General features: G+C 68.1%; 18 protein-coding genes. 13 read left to right on the top strand and 5 right to left on the bottom strand.

The features are described from left to right. Window positions 1-15 precede the first annotated feature (15 nt). The 10 genes from ABFD52_12070 (at window position 16) to ABFD52_12025 (ending at window position 10,288) form a co-directional block, all read left to right on the top strand. Window positions 16-1,698: an NADH-quinone oxidoreductase subunit C gene (locus ABFD52_12070; protein ID MEN6561502.1), complete on the top strand. Its 1,683-nt coding sequence runs from the start codon at window positions 16-18 to the stop codon at window positions 1,696-1,698. 2 nt (window positions 1,699-1,700) lie between these two features. Continuing rightward, complete coding sequence (locus ABFD52_12065) at window positions 1,701-2,603, top strand: complex I subunit 1 family protein (GenBank protein MEN6561501.1); 903 nt, start codon at window positions 1,701-1,703, stop codon at window positions 2,601-2,603. Between the two features lie 20 nt (window positions 2,604-2,623). Then, window positions 2,624-3,169 (top strand): 4Fe-4S dicluster domain-containing protein, encoded by a 546-nt coding sequence (locus tag ABFD52_12060; protein MEN6561500.1) that lies wholly within the window; start codon window positions 2,624-2,626, stop codon window positions 3,167-3,169. Between the two features lies 1 nt (window position 3,170). Continuing rightward, a complete protein-coding gene (locus tag ABFD52_12055) occupies window positions 3,171-3,701 on the top strand; it encodes an NADH-quinone oxidoreductase subunit B family protein (GenBank protein MEN6561499.1) in 531 nt (176 codons plus the stop codon). Continuing rightward, window positions 3,698-4,102 carry a response regulator gene (locus ABFD52_12050; protein MEN6561498.1) on the top strand — a complete coding sequence of 135 codons (405 nt, stop codon included), beginning with the start codon at window positions 3,698-3,700 and terminating at the stop codon, window positions 4,100-4,102. The genes ABFD52_12055 and ABFD52_12050 overlap by 4 nt, the downstream gene beginning before the upstream one ends. After that, window positions 4,099-6,021, top strand: coding sequence for a cache domain-containing protein (locus tag ABFD52_12045; protein MEN6561497.1), 1,923 nt, complete (start codon window positions 4,099-4,101; stop codon window positions 6,019-6,021). Before ABFD52_12050 ends, ABFD52_12045 begins: the two co-directional genes overlap by 4 nt. A gap of 26 nt (window positions 6,022-6,047) precedes the next feature. Next, window positions 6,048-7,130 (top strand): response regulator, encoded by a 1,083-nt coding sequence (locus ABFD52_12040; protein MEN6561496.1) that lies wholly within the window; start codon window positions 6,048-6,050, stop codon window positions 7,128-7,130. Between the two features lie 287 nt (window positions 7,131-7,417). Next, the gene (locus ABFD52_12035) at window positions 7,418-7,846 is read left to right on the top strand and encodes an OsmC family protein (GenBank protein ID MEN6561495.1); all 429 of its coding nucleotides are present in this window, start codon (window positions 7,418-7,420) and stop codon (window positions 7,844-7,846) included. A 22-nt stretch (window positions 7,847-7,868) separates the two neighbouring features. Beyond that, window positions 7,869-8,315: a hypothetical protein gene (locus tag ABFD52_12030; GenBank protein MEN6561494.1), complete on the top strand. Its 447-nt coding sequence runs from the start codon at window positions 7,869-7,871 to the stop codon at window positions 8,313-8,315. Then, the gene (locus tag ABFD52_12025) at window positions 8,312-10,288 is read left to right on the top strand and encodes a DUF2075 domain-containing protein (GenBank protein ID MEN6561493.1); all 1,977 of its coding nucleotides are present in this window, start codon (window positions 8,312-8,314) and stop codon (window positions 10,286-10,288) included. The genes ABFD52_12030 and ABFD52_12025 overlap by 4 nt, the downstream gene beginning before the upstream one ends. Before the next feature lie 129 nt (window positions 10,289-10,417). Here the strand turns inward: ABFD52_12025 and ABFD52_12020 are convergent, their stop codons facing one another. After that, window positions 10,418-11,455, bottom strand: a complete 1,038-nt coding sequence (locus ABFD52_12020; protein MEN6561492.1) for an alcohol dehydrogenase catalytic domain-containing protein — start codon at window positions 11,453-11,455, stop codon at window positions 10,418-10,420. Between the two features lie 130 nt (window positions 11,456-11,585). Here ABFD52_12020 and ABFD52_12015 point away from each other — a divergent pair, with 130 nt between their 5' ends. After that, the gene (locus ABFD52_12015; protein MEN6561491.1) at window positions 11,586-13,160 is read left to right on the top strand and encodes a M20/M25/M40 family metallo-hydrolase; all 1,575 of its coding nucleotides are present in this window, start codon (window positions 11,586-11,588) and stop codon (window positions 13,158-13,160) included. 89 nt (window positions 13,161-13,249) lie between these two features. On the opposite strand, the gene ABFD52_12010 is transcribed toward ABFD52_12015, so the two are convergent. From ABFD52_12010 to ABFD52_12000, 3 genes are read right to left on the bottom strand one after another with little or no spacing between them, the layout of a single operon-like run. Then, a complete protein-coding gene (locus tag ABFD52_12010; GenBank protein ID MEN6561490.1) occupies window positions 13,250-14,728 on the bottom strand; it encodes a fucose isomerase in 1,479 nt (492 codons plus the stop codon). Window positions 14,729-14,730: 2 nt separating this feature from the next. Continuing rightward, complete coding sequence (gene araD, locus ABFD52_12005; protein MEN6561489.1) at window positions 14,731-15,429, bottom strand: L-ribulose-5-phosphate 4-epimerase AraD; 699 nt, start codon at window positions 15,427-15,429, stop codon at window positions 14,731-14,733. Window positions 15,430-15,432: 3 nt separating this feature from the next. Continuing rightward, entirely contained in the window at window positions 15,433-17,133 is a 1,701-nt protein-coding gene (locus ABFD52_12000) for a ribulokinase (protein ID MEN6561488.1), read from the bottom strand. A gap of 314 nt (window positions 17,134-17,447) precedes the next feature. Between ABFD52_12000 and ABFD52_11995 the strand changes: the two genes are divergently transcribed. After that, a complete protein-coding gene (locus ABFD52_11995) occupies window positions 17,448-19,886 on the top strand; it encodes a glycoside hydrolase family 127 protein (protein MEN6561487.1) in 2,439 nt (812 codons plus the stop codon). Between the two features lie 46 nt (window positions 19,887-19,932). Here the strand turns inward: ABFD52_11995 and ABFD52_11990 are convergent, their stop codons facing one another. Continuing rightward, window positions 19,933-20,532: a 3'-5' exonuclease gene (locus ABFD52_11990; GenBank protein ID MEN6561486.1), complete on the bottom strand. Its 600-nt coding sequence runs from the start codon at window positions 20,530-20,532 to the stop codon at window positions 19,933-19,935. A 117-nt stretch (window positions 20,533-20,649) separates the two neighbouring features. Here ABFD52_11990 and ABFD52_11985 point away from each other — a divergent pair, with 117 nt between their 5' ends. Next, window positions 20,650-23,073 carry an alpha-L-arabinofuranosidase C-terminal domain-containing protein gene (locus ABFD52_11985; protein MEN6561485.1) on the top strand — a complete coding sequence of 808 codons (2,424 nt, stop codon included), beginning with the start codon at window positions 20,650-20,652 and terminating at the stop codon, window positions 23,071-23,073. Window positions 23,074-23,099 lie beyond the last annotated feature (26 nt).

The following is a 23,099-nucleotide window of genomic DNA, read 5'->3' as shown; positions in this document are numbered from 1 at the left end:
TCAGGAGAGATTCGTATGGACGCCATCGCCAGGATCGAGACAGAGCTCAGGAGCCGCCTCGGGCCGGACCTCAAGGGCCTGGCCTCGCCGGCCCCGGGCCGCCTGTTCGTCGACATCGACCGCCGGGCCGTGCGGCCCGCGGCCAGGGCCATCATCGACCTCGGCGGCCGCTACATGGTCGGCGTCGGCTGGGACGAGATCGCCCGGAACGGCACGCTCGGGCTCATCCACCTGTTCGCCTTCGACGCCGGCCGCTTCGCCGTCGTCCTGCGGACCGCCGCCCCGGCCGTCGACCCGGTCTTCGAATCCATCACGCCCGACATCCCCAGCGCCGGTTGGACCGAGCGCGAATACCAGGACCTGCTGGGCCTGAAGTTCACCGGCCATCCCAAGCCGAAGAAGCTCATCCTGGCCGACGACTGGCCGGCCGGAGTCTATCCCCTCCGCAAGGAGGTGCCGTACAACCTCGAGCCGCCGTCGGCCGAGGACGCGGCCTACCAGCTCGACGAGGCGCCGCCGGGGACGACGGTCGTCCCCGTAGGCCCGTTCCACGTCAGCCTCCACGAGCCGGCCCACTTCGCGGTCTACGTCGACGGCGAGACGATCAAGGGCTGCGACTACCGCGGCTTCATGACCCACCGCGGCATCGAGAAGCTCTGCCAGACGCAGGTCAGCTACAACGAGGTCCCCTTCGTCGCCGAGCGCATCTGCGGCATCTGCGGCTCCGTCCACGCCTGCTGCTACAGCCAGGCCGTCGAGGCGGCCGCCGGGCTCAAGATCTCGCGGCGGGCCGAGTACATCCGGACGATCATGCTCGAGATCGAGCGCCTCCACTCCCACCTCCTCTGGCTCGGCGTCGCCGGCCACCTCATCGGCTTCGACACGGTCTTCATGCAGGCCTGGCGCGTCCGGGAGAAGGTCATGTGGCTCGCGGAGCGGATCACGGGCAACCGCAAGACCTACGGCATGATCGTCGTCGGCGGCGTCCGCCGCGACATCACCCCGGAGATGCGGACCGAGATCGAGGGCGTCCTGGCCGCGCTCGAGAAGGAGGTCCTCGTTCTCAAGAACTCGATCATCGGCGACAGCGCCATCCACCGCCGGGCCAAGGGCGTCGGCTATCTGTCGAAGGACGAGGCCGCCCGCTGGAGCCTGGTCGGGCCCGTGGCCCGGGCCCGCGGCCTCGACATCGACGTCCGCCGGGACCATCCCTACGCGGCCTACGACGACCTGGCCTTCAACGTCCCGGTCACGGATTCGGGCGACGTCTGGGGCACGCTCCTCGTCCGCGTCCTGGAGATCTTCGAGTCCATCGCCATCCTGCGCCAGGCCCTGGCCGGGATGCCCGAGGGAAGGCTCCTGACCGAGGCGCCCGAGGCCCTGCCGCCGCTCCGCCACGGCCTGTCCATGGTCGAGGCGCCCCGTGGCGAGGCGGTCCATTACGTCATCACCGGCGAGGAGAACCGGCCCGAGCGCTGGCGCGTCCGGGCCCCCACGTACGCCAACCTCCAGGCCGTGCCGGCCATGCTCCTCAACAACCAGTTCGCCGATTTCCCCATCATCCTGGGCCAGATCGATCCCTGCTTCTCCTGCACGGACCGGGTCGCGGTCATCGACGCCGGGTCGGGCCGCCGCCGCGTCGTCGGACGGACGGAGCTCGAGGCCCTGTCGCGCGGGCCCGAGGCCGGGAGGAGCTGACCATGAGCATCATCGCCATCTTCATCAACGTCCTCCTGTTCCTCCTGCTGGCCCCGCTCTTCGAAGGGGTGACGCGGAGGATCACGGCCAGGGTCCAGTCCCGCCAGGGCCCGCCGCTCGTCCAGCCCTACTACGACCTGTTCAAGCTCCTCGGCAAGGAGCGGATCAACTCGGCCCGGAACTGGGCCTTCAAGCTGGCCCCGCCGGCCGCCTTCGCCTCGATCCTGGCCGTCGTCGCCCTCATCCCCTTCGGGGGGAAGGTCAACGCCCTGGGCGGCCGCGTCGACGCCATCACGATCATCTACCTCCTGACGCTCGGCGGCGTGTCCGTCCTCGTCGGCGCCCTGGCCAGCCGCAACACTTTCGCGGCCATCGGCGCCAGCCGGGAGATGGTGACCATGGTCATGATCGAGCCCGTCCTGGCCATGACCCTCATCCTCGGCGCGGTCCGGACCCACAGCCTGGGCCTGGGGACGGCCGTCTTCGGCACGGCCGGGCTGGGCTACAGCGTGGCCACGGCGGTCATGCTGGCCGCCTACCTGGCGGCCCTGCAGGCCTTCGTGGCCAAGCAGCCGTTCGACATCCCAGAGGCCGAGATCGAGATCCTCGAGGGGCCGTACATCGAGTACAGCGGGCCGGACTACGGCCTGTTCCGCTACGCCATGATGATGAAGCAGATGTTCTACGCCTGGCTCTTCGTCGCCGTCTTCCTGCCTTTCCTGCGGACGGGCACCTATGCCGGCGACATCCTGACCCAGCTGCTGGGCACGCTCGCCGTTTTCGTCCTCATCGCCGTGGTCGGCTCGACCAACCCGCGCCTGCGGATCGACCAGGCCGTCAAGATCTACGCCCTCCTGATCCTGGTCTCGCTCGGCGCGGTCGGGCTGGCGGTGGCCGGAATCTGAGGGATCAGGGGAGAAACGCCATGTGGCTCGCAAGCAAGATCAAACAGGTCCTGATGGTGGCCAAGCCGGGGGTGGTCACGCTGAAGTACCCCTTCACGCCCCGCCCGGCCCCGGAGAACTTCCGCGGCGCCCCCCACTGGGACCACGCCAAGTGCGTCGGCTGCGCCGGCTGCGCCAACCACTGCCCGGCCCGGACGATCATGGTCCGCGACCTCTGCCAGGAGATCCGCGTCCTTCTCTACGACGGCTCCCGCTGCACCTACTGCGGCCGCTGCGCCGAGGTCTGCCCGGAGAAGGCCATCACCATGACCCCGCGCTTCGAGCAGGCGACGAACGACCGCGGCGACATCACCGAGAGCCTGGAGCTGTTCATGCTGACCTGCCAGCGCTGCGGCCGCTGCTTCGACATGGAAACGGCCAACGCCATCGACAAGCTCGGCTTGACGGGCTACCGCTACGACAGCCTGGAGGCCCGGACCGTCCTGCGCCGGGCCACCGACACCTTCCAGCCGAAGGAGCTCGAGAAGACCGAGCGCTACGAGCGGCCGGAGACGACAGGAGACTGACATGCTGGCCAAGATCGCCCAAAAGTGCTTCCCCCGCTCCCTCTGGGTCTACCACTGCAACAGCGGCGCCTGCAACGGCTGCGACATCGAGATCCTGAACGTCCTGACGCCGTACTACGACGTCGAGCGGTTCGGCATCAAGCTGGTCGGGTCGCCCCGCCACGCCGACGTCATGCTCCTCTCCGGCGCCGTCACCCGGCCAACCCTGCCGCTGGTCAAGAAGGCCTACGCGGCCATGCCCGGGCCCAAGCTCGTCTTCGGCATCGGCTCCTGCGCCACGGGCGGCGGCTGCTGGTTCGACACCTACAACGTCGCCGGCGGCGGGGCCAAGGCCGTCCCGGTCAACTATTACATCCCCGGCTGCCCGCCGCGGCCGGAGGCCATCATCTACGGCGTCGCCCTGGCCCTCGGCCTGGTCGACAAGAAGGCCGCGCCCGTGGAGATGAAGCAGGTCGAGTTCCCGATCGACATATACGAGAGGAACAAGGCCTGGGAAGAGCGGAACGTCATCTACAAGGTCTTGAACACATGAGCAAGAAGATCCTCGTCGTCGACGACGACCGGGACCTCGTGGCCAGCCTAGCCCAGGTCCTGCGGGCCCACGGCTACGACGTGGCGGCGGCCTACAGCGGCGCGGACGGCCTCAAGGCCCTTCTGGCCGAGCGGCCCGACCTGGTCATCCTCGATGTCATGATGGAGACGGACACGGCCGGCTTCGAGGCGGCCGACGTCATCCGCAGCCGCCGCGAGGCGTCGAAGTACCGGGAGTTCCGCGACATCCCGATCATCATCCTGACGGCCATCGACCAGGTCACCAACTCGCGCTTCTCGATGGACCAGGCGGACTCGTTCCTCCCCGGGACCAACGAGTTCCTGACCAAGCCGGTCGACCTTGACGAGCTGCTGGCCAAGGTCGGCCGCGCCCTGCGATGATCAAACAGCTGGCCCGCTCGAACATCCGGTTCAAGCTGGTCTTCAGCCTGCTCGGCATCGTCCTCTTGAGCGGCGTCCTGTCGATCATCATCGGCCTGAATGTCATCAACACCAACGTCGTCCGCGACGCCTACGCGACCGTGCGGGCCAGCCTGACCTCGGCCAGCGAGCTCTACCGCGAGGAGATCGACAACCGGTCGCGGATCATCCAGTCCATGGCCAAGACGCCCGAGCTCATCCGGGCCTCGGCCGCCGGGGACCGGGCCTTCCTGTTCGAGAAGCTGGTCCAGATCAAGCGGGAGTTCGGCTTCGACATCGTCAACGTCGTCGACGCGGACGGGACCATCCTCGTCCGGGCCAACGCCTTCGAATCCTTCGGCGACAGCATGAGCGGCTACCGGACCATCCAGGAGGTCCGCCGGACCGGGACCCTGGTGGCCGGGACGGGCGTCCTCGAGTACGAGACCATCGCCCGGGAGGGCGAGGACCTGGCCCGCCGGACCATCATCCCCGTCGTGCCGACGTCGCACGGCCGGCCGCGGCCGTCGACCGTCGAGAACCGGGCCCTGGTCATCAAGATCGCCGCGCCCATCCGGGACGGCTCGCGCATGACCGGCATCCTCTACGGGGCAGTCCTGCTCAACAACAACGCCGCCTTCGTCGACCGCTTCAAGCGCCTCCTGTTCAAGGACGAGCGGATCGACGGCAAGGACGCCGGGACGACCACGATCTTCCTCGGCGACATCCGGGTGGCCACCAACGTCGTCGACGCGGCCGGCAAGCGGGCCATCGGCACGCAGGCCTCGGAGGAGGTCTACCGCAAGGTCTTCGAGGACAGGACGGCCTGGGTCGGCAAGGCCTTCGTCGTCAACGACTGGTACATCTCCGGCTACACGCCCCTCTTCGACTTCGACCAGAAGGCCCAGGGCATGCTCTACGTCGGCGTCCTCAAGAAGAAGTTCGACGTCGTCGTCCGGAACACGACCATGGCCTACCTCCTGGTCCTGCTCGTCTCGACGCTCCTGGCCCTGGCCCTGGCCGGCTACCTGATCAACCTCTACACCAAGCCGGTCAAGCGCATCATCGACGCCTCGACCGAGATGGCCCTGGGCTTCTACCACCGCATCGAGACAGATCCGCACGACGACGAGGATGCCCGGGCCCTGGCCCAGGCCTTCAACGGCATGGTCGACGCCATCGAAGAGAGGGACCGGCAGCTGACCGAGCTGGCCGACCGGACCATCCTCAAGTCCGAAAAGCTGGCCTCGATCGGACGCCTGGCCTCGGGCATCGCCCACGAGATCAACAATCCCCTGACCGGCGTCCTGACCTACAGCAGCCTGCTCCTCGAGGACATGAAGGGCACGCCGTACGAGGAGGACCTCAAGGTCATCCGGGACGAGACCCTGCGCTGCCGGGGCATCGTCCGGGGCATCCTCGATTTCGCCCGGGACAGCAAGTCCGAGCGGACGCTGTCCGACCTCAACGCCCTCATCGTGGACAGCCTGCGCATCCTGGAGAAGCACGTCACCTTCCAGAACATCCGGATCGTCAAGGAGCTGGACCCGAGCCTGCCCCGGGTCAGCGTCGACCCCGCCGAGATCCGGGCCGTCATCAACAACCTGGCCGTCAACGCCGCGGACGCCATGCCCCACGGCGGGCAGCTGACCATCGCGACGTCGCTCGAGCCGGAGACCGGCATGGCCGTCATCCGGGTGGCCGACACCGGCGCCGGCATCAGCGAGGAGAACCTGAACAAGATCTTCGAGCCGTTCTTCACGACCAAGGACCGGGGCCAGGGGACGGGGCTGGGGCTGCCCATGGTCTACGGGGCCGTTCAGCGGCACGGCGGGCAGATCGACGTCCGCAGCAAGGTCGGCGCGGGCACGGAATTCATCATCAAGCTGCCGACGCGCTAACGCCGAGGCGGGGGGAAGAAGGCACCATGGCACCCAAACTGCTGTTCATAGACGACGAGGACATCGTCCTCAAGAGCTCGCGGCGGATCTTCGCCGGGAGCGGCTTCGAGATCGACACCGCTTCGTCCGGGGATCAGGGGCTGGCCATGGCCATGGCCAAGGACTACGACATCGTCGTCACGGACCTGAAGATGCCCGGTCTCGGCGGCATGGAGGTCCTCAAGGCCCTGCGCCGGGACCGGCCCGGCACGACGGTCATCATCTTCACCGGATACTCCAGCGTGGACACCGCCCGCGAGGCCCTCAAGGCCGGCGCGTTCGACTACGTCCCCAAGCCGTTCACGCCGGAGGAGATGCGCAACGTCGTGGCCAACGCCCTCGAGGCCCGGAAGAGCGCGGCCGGGGCCAAGATGCTCGACCTGATGGCCATCGTCTCCCACGAGCTCAAGAGCCCGCTGGCGGCCCTCCAGACGACGGCCGAGACCCTCTACCGGGGCTACTTCGGCAAGCTCGAGCCCGAACAGGAGAAGATGGTCGGGACGATCCTCCGCAACTGCCTCTACCTCGAGGACATCATCCGCACCTACATCGACCTGTCCAAGATGGACCTCGAGGGGCTGGCGACGTTCAAGGAGCGCGTCCCGTTCGCCTCGGCGGTCGTCGCCGAGGCCCTGAAGACGCCCGGCTTCCGGGACAACCTCAAGAAGATGCCGATCGTGACCGAGTTCGAGGGCGATCCCGTCGTGGACGGCGACCCGGCCCTGCTGAAGATCCTGGTCAACAACCTGGTCAACAACGCCGTCAAGTACGGCGCCGAAGGGACGCCGGTCCGGCTCCGCCTGGCGCGGAAGGGCGGCGAGATCGTCTTCTCGGTCCGCAACGAAGGCGTCGGCATCCCCGAGGAGGACAAGGGCCGGCTCTTCAAGCGGTTCGAGCGCCTGAAGCAGAAGGGCACCGAGGGCGTCAAAGGCTCGGGCCTTGGCCTTTACATCTGCAAGACGGTCGTCGACAAGCACAAGGGCCGCATCTGGGTCGAGGGCCAGCCCGGCAAGTGGGTCGAATTCTTCGTCGCCCTGCCGGTCGCGGGCGGCGAGGCCCCCGCCGCCTAAAATGGGGGATTAAAATGGGGGACACGATACCCGTTTCCCATTTTCCCGCCTGATAACAAGCCGGGAATGATACTTTTTTAATTATTCGCCCGTCGTCCGCTCCCGGCCCGCCCAAGGCCTGACCGCGGCCGCCGGCCCGTTCCGCCGGTCCGGCTTCCCCGGCGCTTATCCCGATCCCGGGCGCCCCACTATTCTCCCCGCCGGCCCGGGTTGACAGAGCGCCTCCACTCGTTGGATACTGCCGGGCGAACGGCCGTCCCGCGGACGGCGACAACAGGAGCGAGCCCATGGCCGAAGAGATCCGGTCCGATGTCGTCTTCAGGGGCGGGATGAGGTTCGACGGGGTCTCCGGCCGGGCCGGCCGGACGGTGGCCCTCGACTTCGCGGCCGACGACCAGCTCATCGACGGCTTCTCGCCGCTCGAGCTCCTGCTCGCCAGCCTGGCCGGCTGCAGCGGCCAGGTCGTCGTCGGCCTCCTCAAGCGGATGGGACAGGAGGTCAAGGACCTGACCGTCCGCGCCCGCGGGGCCAAGAAAGAGATCCACCCGAAGGTCCTCGCGTCGATCGAGCTCGAGTTCGAGTTCCGGGGCGGGAAGCTCGACGGCGCCTCGGTAGAGAAGGCCCTGGCCCTGTCGGAAGAGCGATTCTGCCCCGTCTGGGCCATGCTCAAGGGCGGCACCCCGATCAAGGCGGCCTACCGGCTCCTGGCCGGATGAGACGAAAGGAAGAGAAGGACCCGTGCGCAACGCCCTGGCCATTAGCGGGATCGTCATGCTCCTCGTCGCCGACTCGGCCTTCCCGCTCCAGATCAGCCCGGGCATCGAAACCATCGTCACCGGCGATGACCACTTTGCCGTCCTCGACAAGGTGCTCAAGGCCGTCGACGGGGCCCGGCACGTCCGCCAGAAGATCTGGCTGGATAAGGAGCCGGCGTATGTCACGGAGGACCTGGCCCCCGGCGCGGACGAGACGAAGCGCCGGCTCGACAGGATGCTGGACGGCCGCGGCGCCCAGCCTATCCTCCGCGAGGACCTCATCGCCAAGCTGGATCAGGCCGGCCGGACCTTCAAGATCATCATGGTCAAGACGACCGTGGCCGTTCCCTACACCACGGTCTTCCTCGAGCTCGACTGCGGCTACTGGCCCGCCGCGAACGAGGCCAAGATGCGCGAGCGGATGAAGTGAAGCGCGAATACTACTCCGATACGATCGCCGCCTTCCTCCGGTCCTCGACCGAGGAGATCGTCGGGAAGCTGGCGCTGGCCAGCGACTTCCCCGACACGCTCGAGCAACGCGCCGCCTGGGTCGCGGAGATCGGGATCCTCCGCGCGGCGCTGGGGTCCCGTTCGGGGGGCATCCACTTCGAGTACTCCATCCCCCGCATGGGGGAGCGGATTGACGTCCTGCTCGTCATCGGGCCGGTCATCTTCGTCCTGGAATTCAAGGTCGGAGCCAGGGAATTCGCGTCCTATGCCCTCGACCAGGTTATGGATTATGCCCTGGACCTGAAGAATTTCCATGAAACCAGCCACGATCATCTCGTCGCGCCCGTTCTGATCGCGACCGGCGCCGGGCGCGTTCCGCCGGGCATCGCCCTGACTCCCCGGAACGACAACGTCCTGCTTCCCCTGAAAACCGACGGGGAGGCGCTTGGCGAAGTCATCCAGGGCGTGCTGGACTTCGCCGACGGAGAAAAGATCGATTGGCGAACATGGAAGACCGGCCGATACAGCCCGACGCCCACCATCATGGAAGCGGCCCTGGCGCTTTACCGAAGCCACTCGGTCGCCGAAATATCCCGCAGCGACGCCGGGGCCGTCAATCTCAGCCAGACGACGAACGCGATCTCGAAGGTCATTCAAGACGCCAAGGCGCGGGCGCACAAATCCATCTGCTTCGTCACCGGCGTGCCCGGGGCGGGCAAGACCCTGGTCGGTCTCAACGTCGCGACGGAGCATATGGATCAGGCCGACGCGCACCACAGCGTCTTCCTGTCCGGGAACGGCCCGCTGGTCAAGATCCTCCAGGAGGCCCTGGCCCGTGATATGGTCGTCCGGACGAAGGCCCATGGCAAAAGGATCAAGAAAGGCGAAGCCAAGAGCCGGGTCAAGGCCTTCATCCAGAACGTCCATCATTTCCGGGACGAGTGTCTTGTCGACGAGAAGCGCCCCCCGGTCGATCATGTGGCCCTGTTCGACGAAGCCCAACGGGCCTGGAACAGCGGCATGACCGCGGATTTCATGAAGCGCAAGAAGAAAAGGCCGGGCTTCCGATTTTCGGAGCCCGAGTTCCTGATCTCCTGCCTCGATCGGCACCCGGATTGGGCCGTCGTTATCTGCCTCGTCGGAGGAGGGCAGGAGATCAACCGGGGCGAGGCCGGGATCTCCGAATGGATCGATTCCCTGACGCGGTCTTTTCCCGACTGGCGCGTCTTCATCTCTCCCCAGCTGACGGACAGCGAATACGGCGCCGGGAGGGTTCTCGAGCAGCTGGAGCCCCGACGGCACGTCAGCTTCGTCCCCTCGCTTCACCTGGCCGTATCCATGCGCTCCTTCCGGGCCGAGAACGTGTCCCTTCTGGTCAAGCAGGTCCTGGACCTGGACGACGCGGGGGCGCGCCGGACCCTGGCCGAGCTGCGGGACAGATATCCGATCGCCATCACCCGCGACCTCGGCCAGGCCAAATCGTGGCTCAAGGCCCAGGCGCGGGGGACCGAGCGATACGGCATCGTGGTCTCCTCGCAAGCGGAGCGTCTCCGGCCTCACGCCATCCATGTCAAGGCACCGATGGATCCGGTCCATTGGTTCCTCGACGGCAAGCAGGATGTGCGGTCGTCCTACTACCTGGAGGACGTGGCCACGGAATTCGATGTCCAGGGCCTGGAGCTCGATTGGGCCTGCGTCACCTGGGACGCGGATTTTCGATATTCGCGAACGGGGTGGACGCACAAGTCGTTCCTGGGAGACGCCTGGCGGAACATCAGGGATTCCGAGAGGCAGAAGTACCAGAAGAACGCCTACCGCGTTCTCCTGACGCGGGCGCGCCAGGGCATGGTCATCGTCGTGCCGCCGGGGGACCGGGACGATCCGACGCGCCAGCCGTCCTTCTACGACCCGACGTTCGAATATCTCAGAGGGATCGGCTTCAGAGAGATCTGATCGGCCGGCGGTTTTCGACAAAATGCGGGACATGATACCTGTTCCCCATTTTCCCGCCCGGGAAAAAGCCGGGACATGTTACCTTTTTTGTCGTGCGGATAGGACGCCGAGGTACAAGGCCGGACCCGGCTACGGCCTGACGATGGCCTTGATCACGCCGTCGCGGCGGGCCGCCGCCGTTTCGTAGGCTTCTCCGGCCTGGCCGAGGCCGAAGGAATGCGTGGCCAGGAAATCCACCGGGATCCGGCCCGCGTGGATCATGCCCACGGCCCGCTCCAGGCACCTGTTCTGGCGCCGGACGTTCTGGATCCGGATCTCGCGCCGGCGGACCCTGGAGCTGTCGAAGGAGACGCGCGGCTCGAGGGGGATGCCCACGACGACGAGCGTCCCGCCGGGCTTGAGCAGGGCGACCGCCTGGTCGAGGGCCGGCTGCTCGCCGCAGCACTCGAAGACGAGGTCGAGGCCGAGGGACTCGCGGGCCGCGGTCTCGGCCACGACGTCCTCGGCGCCCGGATCCCCCGTCCAATCGGCTCCCGCCTTCTCGGCGGCCGCCGTCCGCCGGGCCTCGACCTTCTCCGTGGCGTAGACCGCGCCCGCGCCGTCCGCCTTCAGGGCCATGATGACGCACAGCCCGATCGGCCCGGTCCCGAGCACCGCCGCCGTCTTCCCCCTTACCGAGCCGGCTAACCCGGCCGCGTAAAGCCCGATCGACAGGGGCTCGGCCAGCGCGCCCTGGACGGCGGTCATTTTCGCCGGCAGCGGCACGCAGTTGCGTTCCGGGGCCAGGACGAGCTCGGCCATGCCGCCGGTGAGCTCGCCGTAGTGGCCGAGGAAGAGGAGCTTGCGGCAGGTGTGGGGCCGTCCGGTCCGGCACTGGTCGCACGTACCGCACGAGACGGCCGGCTCGACCACGACCTGGTCGCCCGGCCTGACCCTGGTCACGGACCGACCGACCTCCTCGACGACGCCGGCGCACTCGTGGCCCGGGATGAAGGGGTACTTGACCTGGTCGCCGCCGACCTTGTTGGAGAGGTAGTAGTGGAGGTCGCTGCCGCAGACGCCGACGGCCCGGCTCCGGACGATGACGTCGTCGTCGCGGACGAGCCGGGGCGCCGGGATGTCGCGGATCTCGATCGTCCGGACGCCTGTCAGGAAAGCCGCTTTCATGGTCCCTTCATTATAAAGCAGGTCGGGGCCCGCCGGGAAGCGTCCCGGGCGGCCGTCCGTCCCGGCCGTGTTTTGACAAGGCCGCGGCCGCGGGCGTATAGTCCCCGAGACCGGTACAAAGGAGCGTCCCATGAAAAAACACCTGGCCTTCCGTTCGCTGGTCCTCGCTCTCCTGGTCGTCCTGTTCTCGCTCGGGGCCTTCGCCCAGGAGAAGCTCGACCTGCAGATGCTCGACCGCATCCGCGCCGAGGGCCTGAACAACTCCAAGATCAGCGATTTCCTGGTCTATCTCTGCGACGTCTACGGGCCGCGGCTGCCCGACTCGCCCCAGTACGTCAAGGCCGGCGAGTGGGTTGTCGGCAAAGCCAGGGAGATCGGCCTGGCCAACGCGGCCATGGAGCCCTACGGCACGTTCGGCCGCAGCTGGGAGCTCCTGAAGTTCTACGCCGCCATGACCGAGCCTCAGTACATGCCCATCGTCGGCTATCCCAAGGCCTGGACGCCCGGGACGAACGGCCTCCTCAAGGGGCAGGCCGTCCTGATCCAGGCCAAGACCGTGGCCGACCTCGACCAGTACAAGGGCAAGCTCAAGGACGCCATCGTCCTGCTGCAGGGCGAGCAGGACCTGCCGATCTCGTTCGACCCGATGGCCTCGCGCCTGGCCGGGCCCGATCTCGAGAAGCTCATGCTGGCACCCGATCCGTACGCCCGGCGGCCCCAGGCCCCGCAGATGCAGGACATGATGGCCCGGGCGCAGGTCCAGCAGGCCATCCAGAAGATGCTCAAGGCCGAGGGCGTGGGCGTCATCCTCGATCCCGGCCGGGGCAAGTTCGGCACGGTCTTTGTCGCCGCCGGCGGCTCGCGGACCAAGGGCGCGGAGACGCCCGTTCCCGCGATCGCCGTCGCCACGGAGCAGTACAACCGCATCGTCCGCATTATCCAGAAGAACGTCCCGGTCACGCTCGAGGTCGAGGTCCAGGCCCGGTTCACGGCCGACGATCTGCCGGGCACGAACGTCGTCGCCGAGATCCCCGGCGCCGACCCCAAGCTCAAGGCCGAGCTGGTCATGCTCGGCGGCCACTTCGACACCTGGCACGGCGGCACGGGGGCCACGGACGACGGGGCCGGCTGCGCCGTCGCCTTCGAGGCCATGCGCATCCTGAAGGCGCTCGGCGTCCAGCCCCGGCGCACCATCCGCATGGCTTTCTGGGACGCGGAGGAACAGGGCTTCGTCGGCTCGCGCGGCTATGTCGCGAACCATTTCTTCGACCGGGCGAAGAAGGAGAAGAAGCCGGAATACGACAAGCTCTCGGCCTACTTCAATTTCGACAATGGCAGCGGCAAGATCCGCGGCATCTACGCCCAGGGCAACAGCGCCGTCGTGCCCATCTTCGAGGAATGGCTCAGGCCCGTGCGCGATCTCGGCGCCGGGACCGTGGTCCTGCGGAACACGGGCGGCACGGACCACCTGCCGTTCGACGGCGTCGGGCTGCCCGGCTTCCAGTTCATCCAGGACGATCTCGAGTACGACACTCTGACGCACCACTCGACCATGGACGTCTACGACCACCTGTCCCGCCCCGACCTGATGCAGGCGGCCACGGTCATGGCCTGGTTCGTCTACAATGCCGCCATGCGCGACCAGAAGCTGCCGCGGAAATACTTCGACGCCAACGCGCCGGCGCCGCAGCGCGGCCGCAGCTAGAAAATTAAGAAAATTAGGGGGACACGATACCTATTTCCTAATTATCGGTGCCGGCGAAAATAGGAAATAGGTATCGTGTCCCCCATTTTTTAGAACGGATTCTCCGTCGGGTAGAGCATCCCGGCCGGGCGGTTGAAGCCGATGTCCTCGACCCCGAGCATGCGCATGGCCGCCCACAGGGTCTTGCCGGCCGGGGCGAAGGCCACCGCCGTGTGGTGGGGGAAGCGCTTCTCGACGAGGACGTGGCGGTAGAACCGGCCCATCTCCTTGACGGCGATGACCCCGATCCCGCCGAACGACTTCGGATCGACGTCCAGGACCTCGCCCTCGGCCATGTAGGACCGCAGGACAGTGTCGGCGGTCGACTGGAGGCGGAAAATGGTCACGCCGCCCGCCTTGATCCGCCCCTCGACCGTCCCCCGGGTGATGTCGGGCTCCTTGCCCGGCTCCTGGAGCCGGTGCATGATCAGCTGGTAGCCCATGGCCGGGTTGACCAGGCACCCGGCCGGCGTATTGCCGCAGTGGAAGCCCATGAACAGGTCGGAGGGCTTGTAGCCCTTGATCGCCTTCCTGGCCCCGGCGATCATGTCGTAGGGGACGGTGTTGTTGATGTCGAGGATCGTGGCCGGCAACTCCGTGGCGCAGGTGGCGATGTACTCGCTCAGCGCGCCGTAGATGTCGACCTCGCAGGCGACCGGGATGCCCCGGGCCGCCAGCCGCGAGTTGACGTAGCAGGGGACGAAGCCGAAGAAGCTCTCGAAGGCCGGCCAGCACTTGTCGGCGAAGATGCCGAACTCCGAGGCGCCGAGGTTCCCTTCCATGAACTTGAGCAGCGCGACTTCGAACTGGGCCAGCTTGTTCAGGATGCCGGGATAGGCGTTCCCGGCACCCAGCTCCCTGGCTATGTCCGCCGCGACCGCCTTGACCTTCGGATCGCCCTCGGACTTGCGGAAGATGTCGTAGAGGTCGAGCTCGCTGTTCTCCATGATCTCGACGCCGAGGTCGTAGAGCGGCTTGATCGGGGCGTTGCAGGCCAGGAAATCCTGCGGCCGCGGCCCGAAAGAGAAGACCTTGAGCTTGGCCAGGCCGAGCAGGATCCGGGCGACAGGCACGAAATCGGCGATCATCCCGGCCGCTTCCTCGGGCAGGCCGACCGGGTATTCCGGCACGTAGGGCCGGAGCCGGCGCAGGCCCATGCTGTAGGAGTTGTTGAGCATGCCGCAGTAGGCGTCGCCGCGCCCGTCGACGAGGTCCTTGCCCGACTCCTCGGCGGCGGCGACGACCATGACCGGGCCGTCGAACTTCTGGGCCAGGATGGTCGTCGGCGTCTCCGGGCCGAAGTTGCCCAGATAGATGACCAGGGCGTTGATCTTCTTGTCCCGCAGCTCCTCGAGCGCCTGGAGGGCGTCCTTCTCGTTCTCGACGACGGTCGGGATGCGCGTGACGGACACGCCGAGCTTGCGGCATTCCTCCGCCACGCGGAGGGAGCGCTTGCGGGAAAGCTCGATGGGGAAGCAGTCGCGGCTGACGGCGACCAGGCCGAGGCGGACCTTCGGGATGTTGGTCATGATCATTCCTCCTTCTTTTGTCCGTAATAGGCGTCGGGCCCGTGCTTCCTGCGGAAATGCTTTTCCTGGAGGCACGCGTCCAGGGGGTCGAGCCGGGGCTCGATGATGACCGAGCCGAAGGCCGTGTGGGCGACCTGCTCGAGAACGATGGCCGTCTCGACGGCCTCGGCCGGGGTCCGGCCCCAGGTGAAGGGCCCGTGGCCGGCCACGAGGACGGCCGGACACTCGAGCGCCTCGAGCCCGGCGAAGCGCTCGACGATGACCTGGCCCGTGTTCCGCTCGTAGGCCCCGGCGATCTCGGGCTCGCCGAGCGGCCTGGTGAGGGGCACGGGGCCGTGGAACTGGTCGGCGTGGGTCGTCCCATAACAGGGGATCTCCCGCTTCGCCTGGGCGAACATGGTCGCGTAGGGGCTGTGGGCGTGGGTGATGCCCCCGATCCCCGGGAAGGCCCTGTAGAGCTCGACATGCGTCGGCGTGTCCGACGAGGGGCTGAGCCAGCCCTCGACGACGCCGCCTTCGAGGTCGACGAGCACTATGTCGTCGGCCTTGATGGCGTCGTAGGGGACGCCGCTCGGCTTGATGGCCACGATGCCCCGGCGCCGGTCGATGCCGCTGACGTTGCCGAAGGTCAGGATGACCAGGCCGGACCTGGCCAGGTCCAGATTGGCCTTCCAGACGGATTCCTTGAGCTCGGCCAGCATCGGCTACCTCCTCTGGAGGTCCTTGAGGGCCAGCAGGTCCTTCATCACGTTATAGAGGCTGCCGCTCCAGGCCTTCGTGCCGAAGGCGTCGTGGAGCTCGCGATAGAGGGCGAAGAGCTCGAGGTAGACCTTGTGGCGGGCGCCGTCGGGTTTGTAGACCGTGCGCTTGATCCCGCCCATGGCGGCCTGGGCCTCGGCGAAGGTCGCGTGGCCGCCGCCCGGGCGTCCGGCCGCGACGGCCCCGGCCATGGCCGCGCCCAGGGCGCAAGTCTGGCTCGAGCGGGCGATCTTCATCTCCAGGCCGGTGACGTCGGCGTAGATCTGCATGACCAGCGGGTTCTTCTCGGCGATGCCGCCGCAGTTGACGACGTCGCGGATCTGGACGCCGTACTCCTCGAAGCGCCGGATTATGGTCAGGGCGCCGAAGGCCGTGGCCTCGATGAGGGCCCGGTAGATCTCGGCCGGCGTGGTGTGCAGGGTCAGGCCGACGATGAGGCCCGTCAGGCGCTGGTCGACGAGGACGGTCCGGTTGCCGTTGAGCCAGTCGAGGGCCAGGAGGCCCGATTCGCCGGGCTTGAGGGCCGCCGCGCCCCGGGTCAGGACGGCGTGCGAGCCCTTCTTCGGACCGCCGGGCTCGATGACGTTGACGAACCAGTTGAAGATGTCGCCGACGGCGGACTGGCCGGCCTCGAGCCCGAGGTAGCCGGGCAGGACCGAGCCGTCGACGATGCCGCACAGGCCCGGGATATCGGGCAGCTTCTTGGAAGCGGGCCAGACGCAGATGTCGCAGGTGCTGGTGCCGATGATCTTGACGAAGCGGCCGGTCTCGACGCCGGAGCTGATGCCGCCGAGGTGGGCGTCGAAGGCGCCGACGGCCACGGCGATGCCGGGGCGGAGGCCCAGCTTCCTGGCCCAGTCCTTGGTCAGGCCGCCGGCCGGGACGTCGGACGTGAAGGTCTTTTGGTAGAGGCGGTCGCGGAGCTCGCCCAGACGCGGATCGAGCTTGGCCAGGAAGGCCTTGGCCGGCAGGCCGCCCCAGGCGTCGTTGAACATGGCCTTGTGGCCGGCGGCGCAACGGCTGCGCTTCATCCGGAGAGGATCGGTCGAGCCCGTCATGAGGGCCGGGATGTAGTCGGCGCATTCGGCCCAGGAGTAGGCGGCCGCGGCCACCTTGGGATCCGTCCGCAGGCAGTGGAGGATCTTGCTCCAGAACCACTCGGAGGAATAGGTGCCGCCGCACTTGGCCAGGTACTCGGGGTGTTCGGCCGCGGCCAGGGCGGTGATCTCGGCCGCCTCGGCGTGGGCGGTATGGTCCTTCCACAGCCAGGCCTGGGCGTTGAGGTTCTTTCGGAATTCCTTATAGAGAGCGAGGGGCTTGCCGGCCCGATCGAGCGGCAGAGGCGTCGAGCCGGTCGTGTCGACGCCGACGCCGACGACGGCCGCAGGGTCGAAGCCCTTGACCTTCTTTTTCGCCGCGGCCAGGGCGGCCGGGACGGTCTTCTCGATGCCCAGGATCCAGTCGGCCGGGTTCTGCCGGGCCAGGTTGGCGTCTTTCGGATCGAGCAGGATGCCGGCGGAGCCGCCGGGGTAGTCGAAGATCGCCGTGCCGACCTCGTCGCCGTTGCCGATGTTGACGACAAGGGCCCGGACCGAGTTTGTGCCGAAGTCGAGGCCGAGGGCGTACTTCGCGGCTTTCATGGGCATGGACCTCCGCTCGAACTTGGACCGGCTACTGCCGGCTTCTATTATACTCAGGCCGGCTCCGGGAGCAACCCGTCTGCGGGAACGTCCACGCAGGATTCCCCTGGGGGCCGGCCCGAAAGGATGGGGGACATGACGCCCGTTCCCCGGTCTTCCCCCGACCCGGATCGGGCCTGAACGCCGAAAGCCGGGAAAACCGGCCGGAAAATGCTATGATATCATTCCGGGAGGATCAGGAATCGGCGTCATATCCCGCCTTTTCGACAGGCGAGAAAACAGGAAACGGGTATCATGTCCCCCATTTTAGGAGGCCGAAGATGACGAGAGTCCGAGCGACAGCGGCCCTGGCGATCATCCTTGCCCTCGCCGCGGCCTGCGACCAGGCGCCCCAGGCCGACTACCCGGCCGCGCCCGTGCCGTTCACCGACGTGCACCTGACGGACGCCTTCTGGGCGCCGCGCCTGGAGATCAACCGCACCGTGACCATCCCCCATATCTTCAAGATGTGCGAAGAGACGGGCCGGGTCAGGAACTTCGAACTGGCCGCGGCCGCCCTGGCCGGGGCCAAGGGCGGCCAGTACCGCTCCAGCTTCCCGTTCGACGATTCCGACGTCTACAAGATCATCGAGGCGGCCTCCTACGCCCTGGCGACGCACGCCGACCCGGCGCTGGCCAAGTACGTCGACGGCCTCGTCGCCAAGATCGCCGCGGCCCAGGAGCCGGACGGCTATCTCTACGCCGCCCGCACTATCGGCGGCCCGCCGCCCCAGCCCTGGGTCGGCCGGGAGCGCTGGTCCTACCTCTACATGAGCCACGAGCTCTACGACCTCGGACATCTTTACGAGGCCGCGGCCGCTCACTACCAGGCCACCGGGCGGAAGAACCTGCTCGATGTCGCGGTCAAGAGCGCCAACCTCGTTGCCCGCGAGTTCGGACCCGGCAAGCGCGCCAATCCCCCCGGCCACGAGGAGATCGAGATCGGCCTGGTCAAGCTCTACAGGGTCACCGGCGCGCGCAAGTATCTCGACCTGGCCAAGTTCTTCATAGACGCCCGCGGCCGGGCCGAAGGCCGGATCCCCTACGAGAACGAGGGCCGGACCGAGCTCCTCTACGGCGAGTACGCCCAGGACCACAAGCCCTTCGTCGAGCAGACGGAGGCCGTCGGCCACGCCGTCCGGGCCGGCTATCTCTACGCCGGGGCCGCCGACGTCGCCGCCCTGACCGGGGAGGCCGCCTACATCGCCGCCCTGGACAAGATCTGGGCCGACATGGCCGGGACCAAGCTCTACATCACCGGCGGCATCGGCGCCGCCGGCGGCTGGGAGGGCTACGGCCCGCCCTACCGCCTGCCGAACGCCAGCGCCTACGCCGAGACGTGCGCCAACATCGCCACGTTCCTGTGGAACTCGCGGATGCAGCGCCTGGAGCTCGACGCCAAGTACGCCGACGTCATGGAGCGCATCCTCTACAACGGCGTCCTCTCGGGCATCTCGCTTTCGGGCGACCGGTTCTTCTACCCCAACCCCCTGGCCTCGTTCGGCCAGCACGAGCGGGTGCCGTGGTTCAGCTGCGCCTGCTGCCCGCCGAACGTGGCCCGCATCCTGACCTCGGTGCCGGGGTATTTCTACGCGGCCGCGAGCGACCGGGTCTACGTCAATCTCTATGCCCAGGGGACGGGCCGGATGAAGGCCGGCGGCACGGACCTAGAGCTCGTCCAGACGACCGAGTATCCCTGGAAGGGCGACATCCGCATCGAGGTCCGGCCCGCGAAAGACGCCGCATTCACCCTGGCCGTGCGCATCCCCGGCTGGGCCCTGAACCGTCCGGTGCCGACCGGCCTCTATTCCTATCCGGAGCCGCCCGCCGGCCAGCCGGCGCTCAAGGTCAACGGCGCGCCGGCGGCCTTGGCGCTCGACAAGGGCTACGCCCTCGTCAACCGGACCTGGAAGGCCGGCGACGTCGTCGAGTTGTCGCTGCCAATGCCGGTCCGCCGGGTCGCGGCCAACGAGGCCGTCGAGGCCGACCGCGGCCTGGTCGCCGTCGAGCGCGGCCCGCTCGTCTACTGCGCCGAGGGGCCTGACAACGAGGGCCGGGTCGCGAACCTCGTCCTGCCCGACGGCGCCGCGCTCAGCGCCGAGATGAGGCCGGAACTCCTCAACGGCGTCGTCGTCATCACCGGCGCGGCCGAGGCCGTCAGCGAAAAGGCCGGCAAGATCGTGACCGAGAAGAAGCCCCTGACCCTCATCCCGTATTACGCCTGGGCCAACCGGGGCCGGAGCGAGATGGCCGTCTGGCTGGCCCGCGACCCGTCCAGGGCGCGCGTCGCCCGCGAGCCGGGCCTCGCGGCCAAGGCGGCGGTCACGGCCTCGGAGGGCGCGGTCAGCCCGAAACGGATCAACGACCAGTTCGAGCCCGAGAGCTCGGACGACGCCGCGGGCTACATGCACTGGTGGCCGAAGAAGGGCACGTCCGAATGGATCGATTACGCTTTCGAGGCGCCCGTGCGCGTCTCCGAAGCGTCCGTCTACTGGTTCGACGACTCGGGCGCCGGCGGCTGCCGCGTGCCCGCCTCCTGGCGCATCCTCTACAAAGCCGGCGAGGACTGGCTCCCGGTCAGCCCGGCCGGCGCCTACGGCACGGCCAAGGACGCCTGGAACACGGTCAAGTTCGCGCCGGTGCGGACCAGGGCCCTGCGCCTCGAGGTCCGGCTCCAGCCGGACTGGTCGGCCGGCGTCCACGAGTGGAAGATCAAATAGCCCGGGACAGGGATCTTTTGTTCGGCGGCCGGGATGCCGCAGGCCTTCAGATCCGGAAGTGGCCGGCTTCGAGGAGCTTGAAGAAGGCCCGGGCGCAGGCGCCGATGTCGTTGGCCGCGTCGTGGGCCCCTTCGTAGGAGTAGCCGAAGCAGTAGCAGTGGAGTTCGTCGAGCGTCGGCCACTTGAGGCCCCCGCCCGGCCGGCGCAGGCCGCAGAGCTCTGTCGTCCCCTTCATCGTGCAGATCGACGGCAGCTCCAGGAAGCGCAGGGACTTGCGCGCCCGGACCAGCTCGCCTCCGATGACGCCGCGGTCGTAGTCGAAATTGTGGGCCACGAGCGTCGTCGCCGGCCGCTCGGCCTCGGCCAGAAAATCGTCGAGGACCTCCCCGAGGGCCCGGCCCTCCCGCCTGGCCTGGGCGTCGGAGATGCCGTGGATGGCCGTTGCGTCCTCCGGGATGCGGAACCCCTCCGGCTTGACGATATGGCAGCGGGCATCCTCGGGATCGCCCCCGGGATCGTAGCGGGCCCAGGCGATCTGGACGAGGCGGGGCCATTCCTCCGCGACTTCCGGCGCAAAATAGCGGACCCGGGGCAGGCCGGTCGTCTCGCAGTCGAAGAACAAGAGCTTCGGACGTCGCGGTGTCATGATATCGTCTTCCGGCGATAAGGGTTACCCAGATCGCGGTCGGATGTCAAGGCGTTGACAGGGGGACAGGGGCGAGGTAAAGTTGCCGGCGGCCGTCCCAATCCCGAAGGAGGAACGATGACCGCCCACCGCCGCCGCCCGTATCCCGCCCTGATCGCGATCGCCGCGTGCGAGCTGGCCCTGGCCTGCGCGGCCTGCCGGCCCGGTCCCGGAAGGCCCGAGGCCCGGGACGAGCTTGCCGGGGTGACCCAGTTCGTCGCCAACGGCTCGTTCGAGGAGATGCAGGGCGAGAGCCCGAAAGGCTGGACCTCCCGGAGCTGGCAGGACCGGAGCGACGCCTCCTTCTCCGTCGAGCCCGCCGGCCACGCGGGCGCCCGCAGCGTCGCCATCTCGTCCGGGAAGGGCGCCGACGCCTCGTGGGTCGCGACCGTCCCGATCCGGCCCTACTCGCGCTACCGCCTGAGCGGCTGGATCAGGACCGAGAACCTGCTGGCGGGCTCGGGCCGCGGGGCTCAGATCAACGTCGACGGCCAGGAGGAGTGGCGGACGCCGGCGCTCACGGGCACGCGGGACTGGACGCGGGTCGAGGTCGAGTTCGAGGCCGGGGCCAACGACGCCCTGCCGGTTTCCTGCCTCTTCGGCGGCTGGGGCCGGTCCACCGGCAAGGCCTGGTTCGACGACGTCGAGCTGGTCCGCCTCTCCGGCAAGGACCTCGGCCGGCCCGCCGTCAGGATCGACGGCGGCAAGACGGCCGCGCCCATGTCCAGGTACATCTACGGCCAGTTCATCGAGCACCTGGGCCGCTCGATCTACCAGGGCGTCTGGGCGGAGATGCTCGAGGACAGGAAATTCTTCTGGCCGGTCGGCGAGGGGGAATCGCCCTGGCAGGCCGTCGGTGACAAGGCCCTCGTCAAGATGGACGCGGCCAAGCCCTTCACCGGCGCGCACGCGCCGCGCGTGACCCTGACCGGCAAGGGCCCCGGCGGCATCGTCCAGAATGATCTGGCCCTGGTCGCCGGGAAGGAATACTCCGGCCGGGCCGTCCTCTGCGGCGACGCGTCCGCGGCCCCGGTCGAGGTCAGCCTCGTCTGGGGCGACGGCCCCGGGGCGCGCCAGACGCTCGCGGTCAGGGAACTCGGCCGCGGCTACAAGACCTTCCCCTTCGCCTTCAAGGCCGGGGCCTCGACCGGGAAGGCCCGGCTCGAGATCGTCTCGTCCGGCCGCGGCGCGTTCGGGATCGGCACGGTCTCGATCATGCCCGCGGACAACGTCGACGGCTTCCGGCCCCAGGTCCTGGCCCTGCTCAGGGAGCTCGACGCGCCCGTTTACCGCTGGCCCGGCGGCAACTTCGTCAGCGGCTACGACTGGCGCGACGGCATCGGCGACCGCGACCGGCGGCCGCCCCGCAAGAACCCGGCCTGGACCGGCGTCGAGCACAATGACGTCGGCATCCACGAGTATATGGACCTGATGCGGCTCATCGGGGCCGAGCCCTACGTCACGGTCAACAGCGGCCTGGGCGACGCGGCCATGGCCCTCGAGGAGCTCGAGTACGCCAACGGCGGGCCCGGCACCAAGATGGGCCGGCTCCGGGCGGCCAACGGCCATCCCGAGCCCTGGGGCGTCAAGTTCTGGGCCATCGGCAACGAGATGTACGGCGACTGGCAGCTCGGCCATATGCCGCTCTCCGACTACGTCAAGAAGCACACCCAGTTCGCCGTGGCCATGAAGGCCATGGACCCCTCGGTCCAGGTCGCGGCCGTGGGCGCCGTCGGCCCCTGGAGCGAGACCATGCTGGCCGAGGCCTCGAACCACATGGACCTCATCAGCGAGCACTTCTACGTCCAGCACAAGCCGGGCCTTCTCAGCCACGTCAGCCAGATGCCGGCCGCGATCCGCCGCATCGCCGAAGCCCACCGGAAGTACCGGGCCGAGATCCCGACGCTCAAGGCCCATCCGGTCCCGGTCGCCCTGGACGAGTGGAACTACTGGTACGGCCCGGACATCTACGGCGAGATCGGGACGCAGTATTTCCTCGAGGACGCCCTCGGCGTGGCCGCGGCCTTCAACGAATTCGCCCGCCAGACCGACGTCTACTTCATGGCCAATTATGCCCAGACGGTCAACGTCATCGGGGCCATCAAGACCTCGAAGACGGCGGCCGTCCTCGACTCGACGGGCGTCATCCTGGCCCTCTACCGGCGCCACTTCGGGAGGATCCCCGTCGCGGTCGGAGGCGCGCCGGAACCGCTCGACGTCATGGCCTGCTGGAAGGACGACGCGAAGACGGTCCTGACGCTTTCGATCGTCAATCCGACCAGGCGGCCGATGGAGCTCCGGCTCGACGCCGGACGGCTGAAGCTGCCGAAGGCGGCCCGGCTCTTCCTCGTCGACGGGCCCGACCCGAGGGCCTGCAACGTGCCCGGGAAGGAGCCCCAGGTCGTCGTTCGCGAGACCGCGGCCGCCCCGTTCGGCAAGAAGCTTACGGTCCCGCCGATCAGCGTTTCCCTTTATGAGATCGAGATCCCCGGAGCGAAATGACGGGGCATTGAGCGGACCCGGGCTCC

The organism is Acidobacteriota bacterium, from assembly GCA_039683095.1.
In the GTDB taxonomy this organism is placed as follows: Bacteria; Acidobacteriota; Aminicenantia; order Aminicenantales; family Saccharicenantaceae; genus RBG-16-66-30.
The sequence above is the reverse complement of the archived record's forward strand: the minus strand, read 5'-3'. Positions and strand labels throughout refer to the sequence as shown.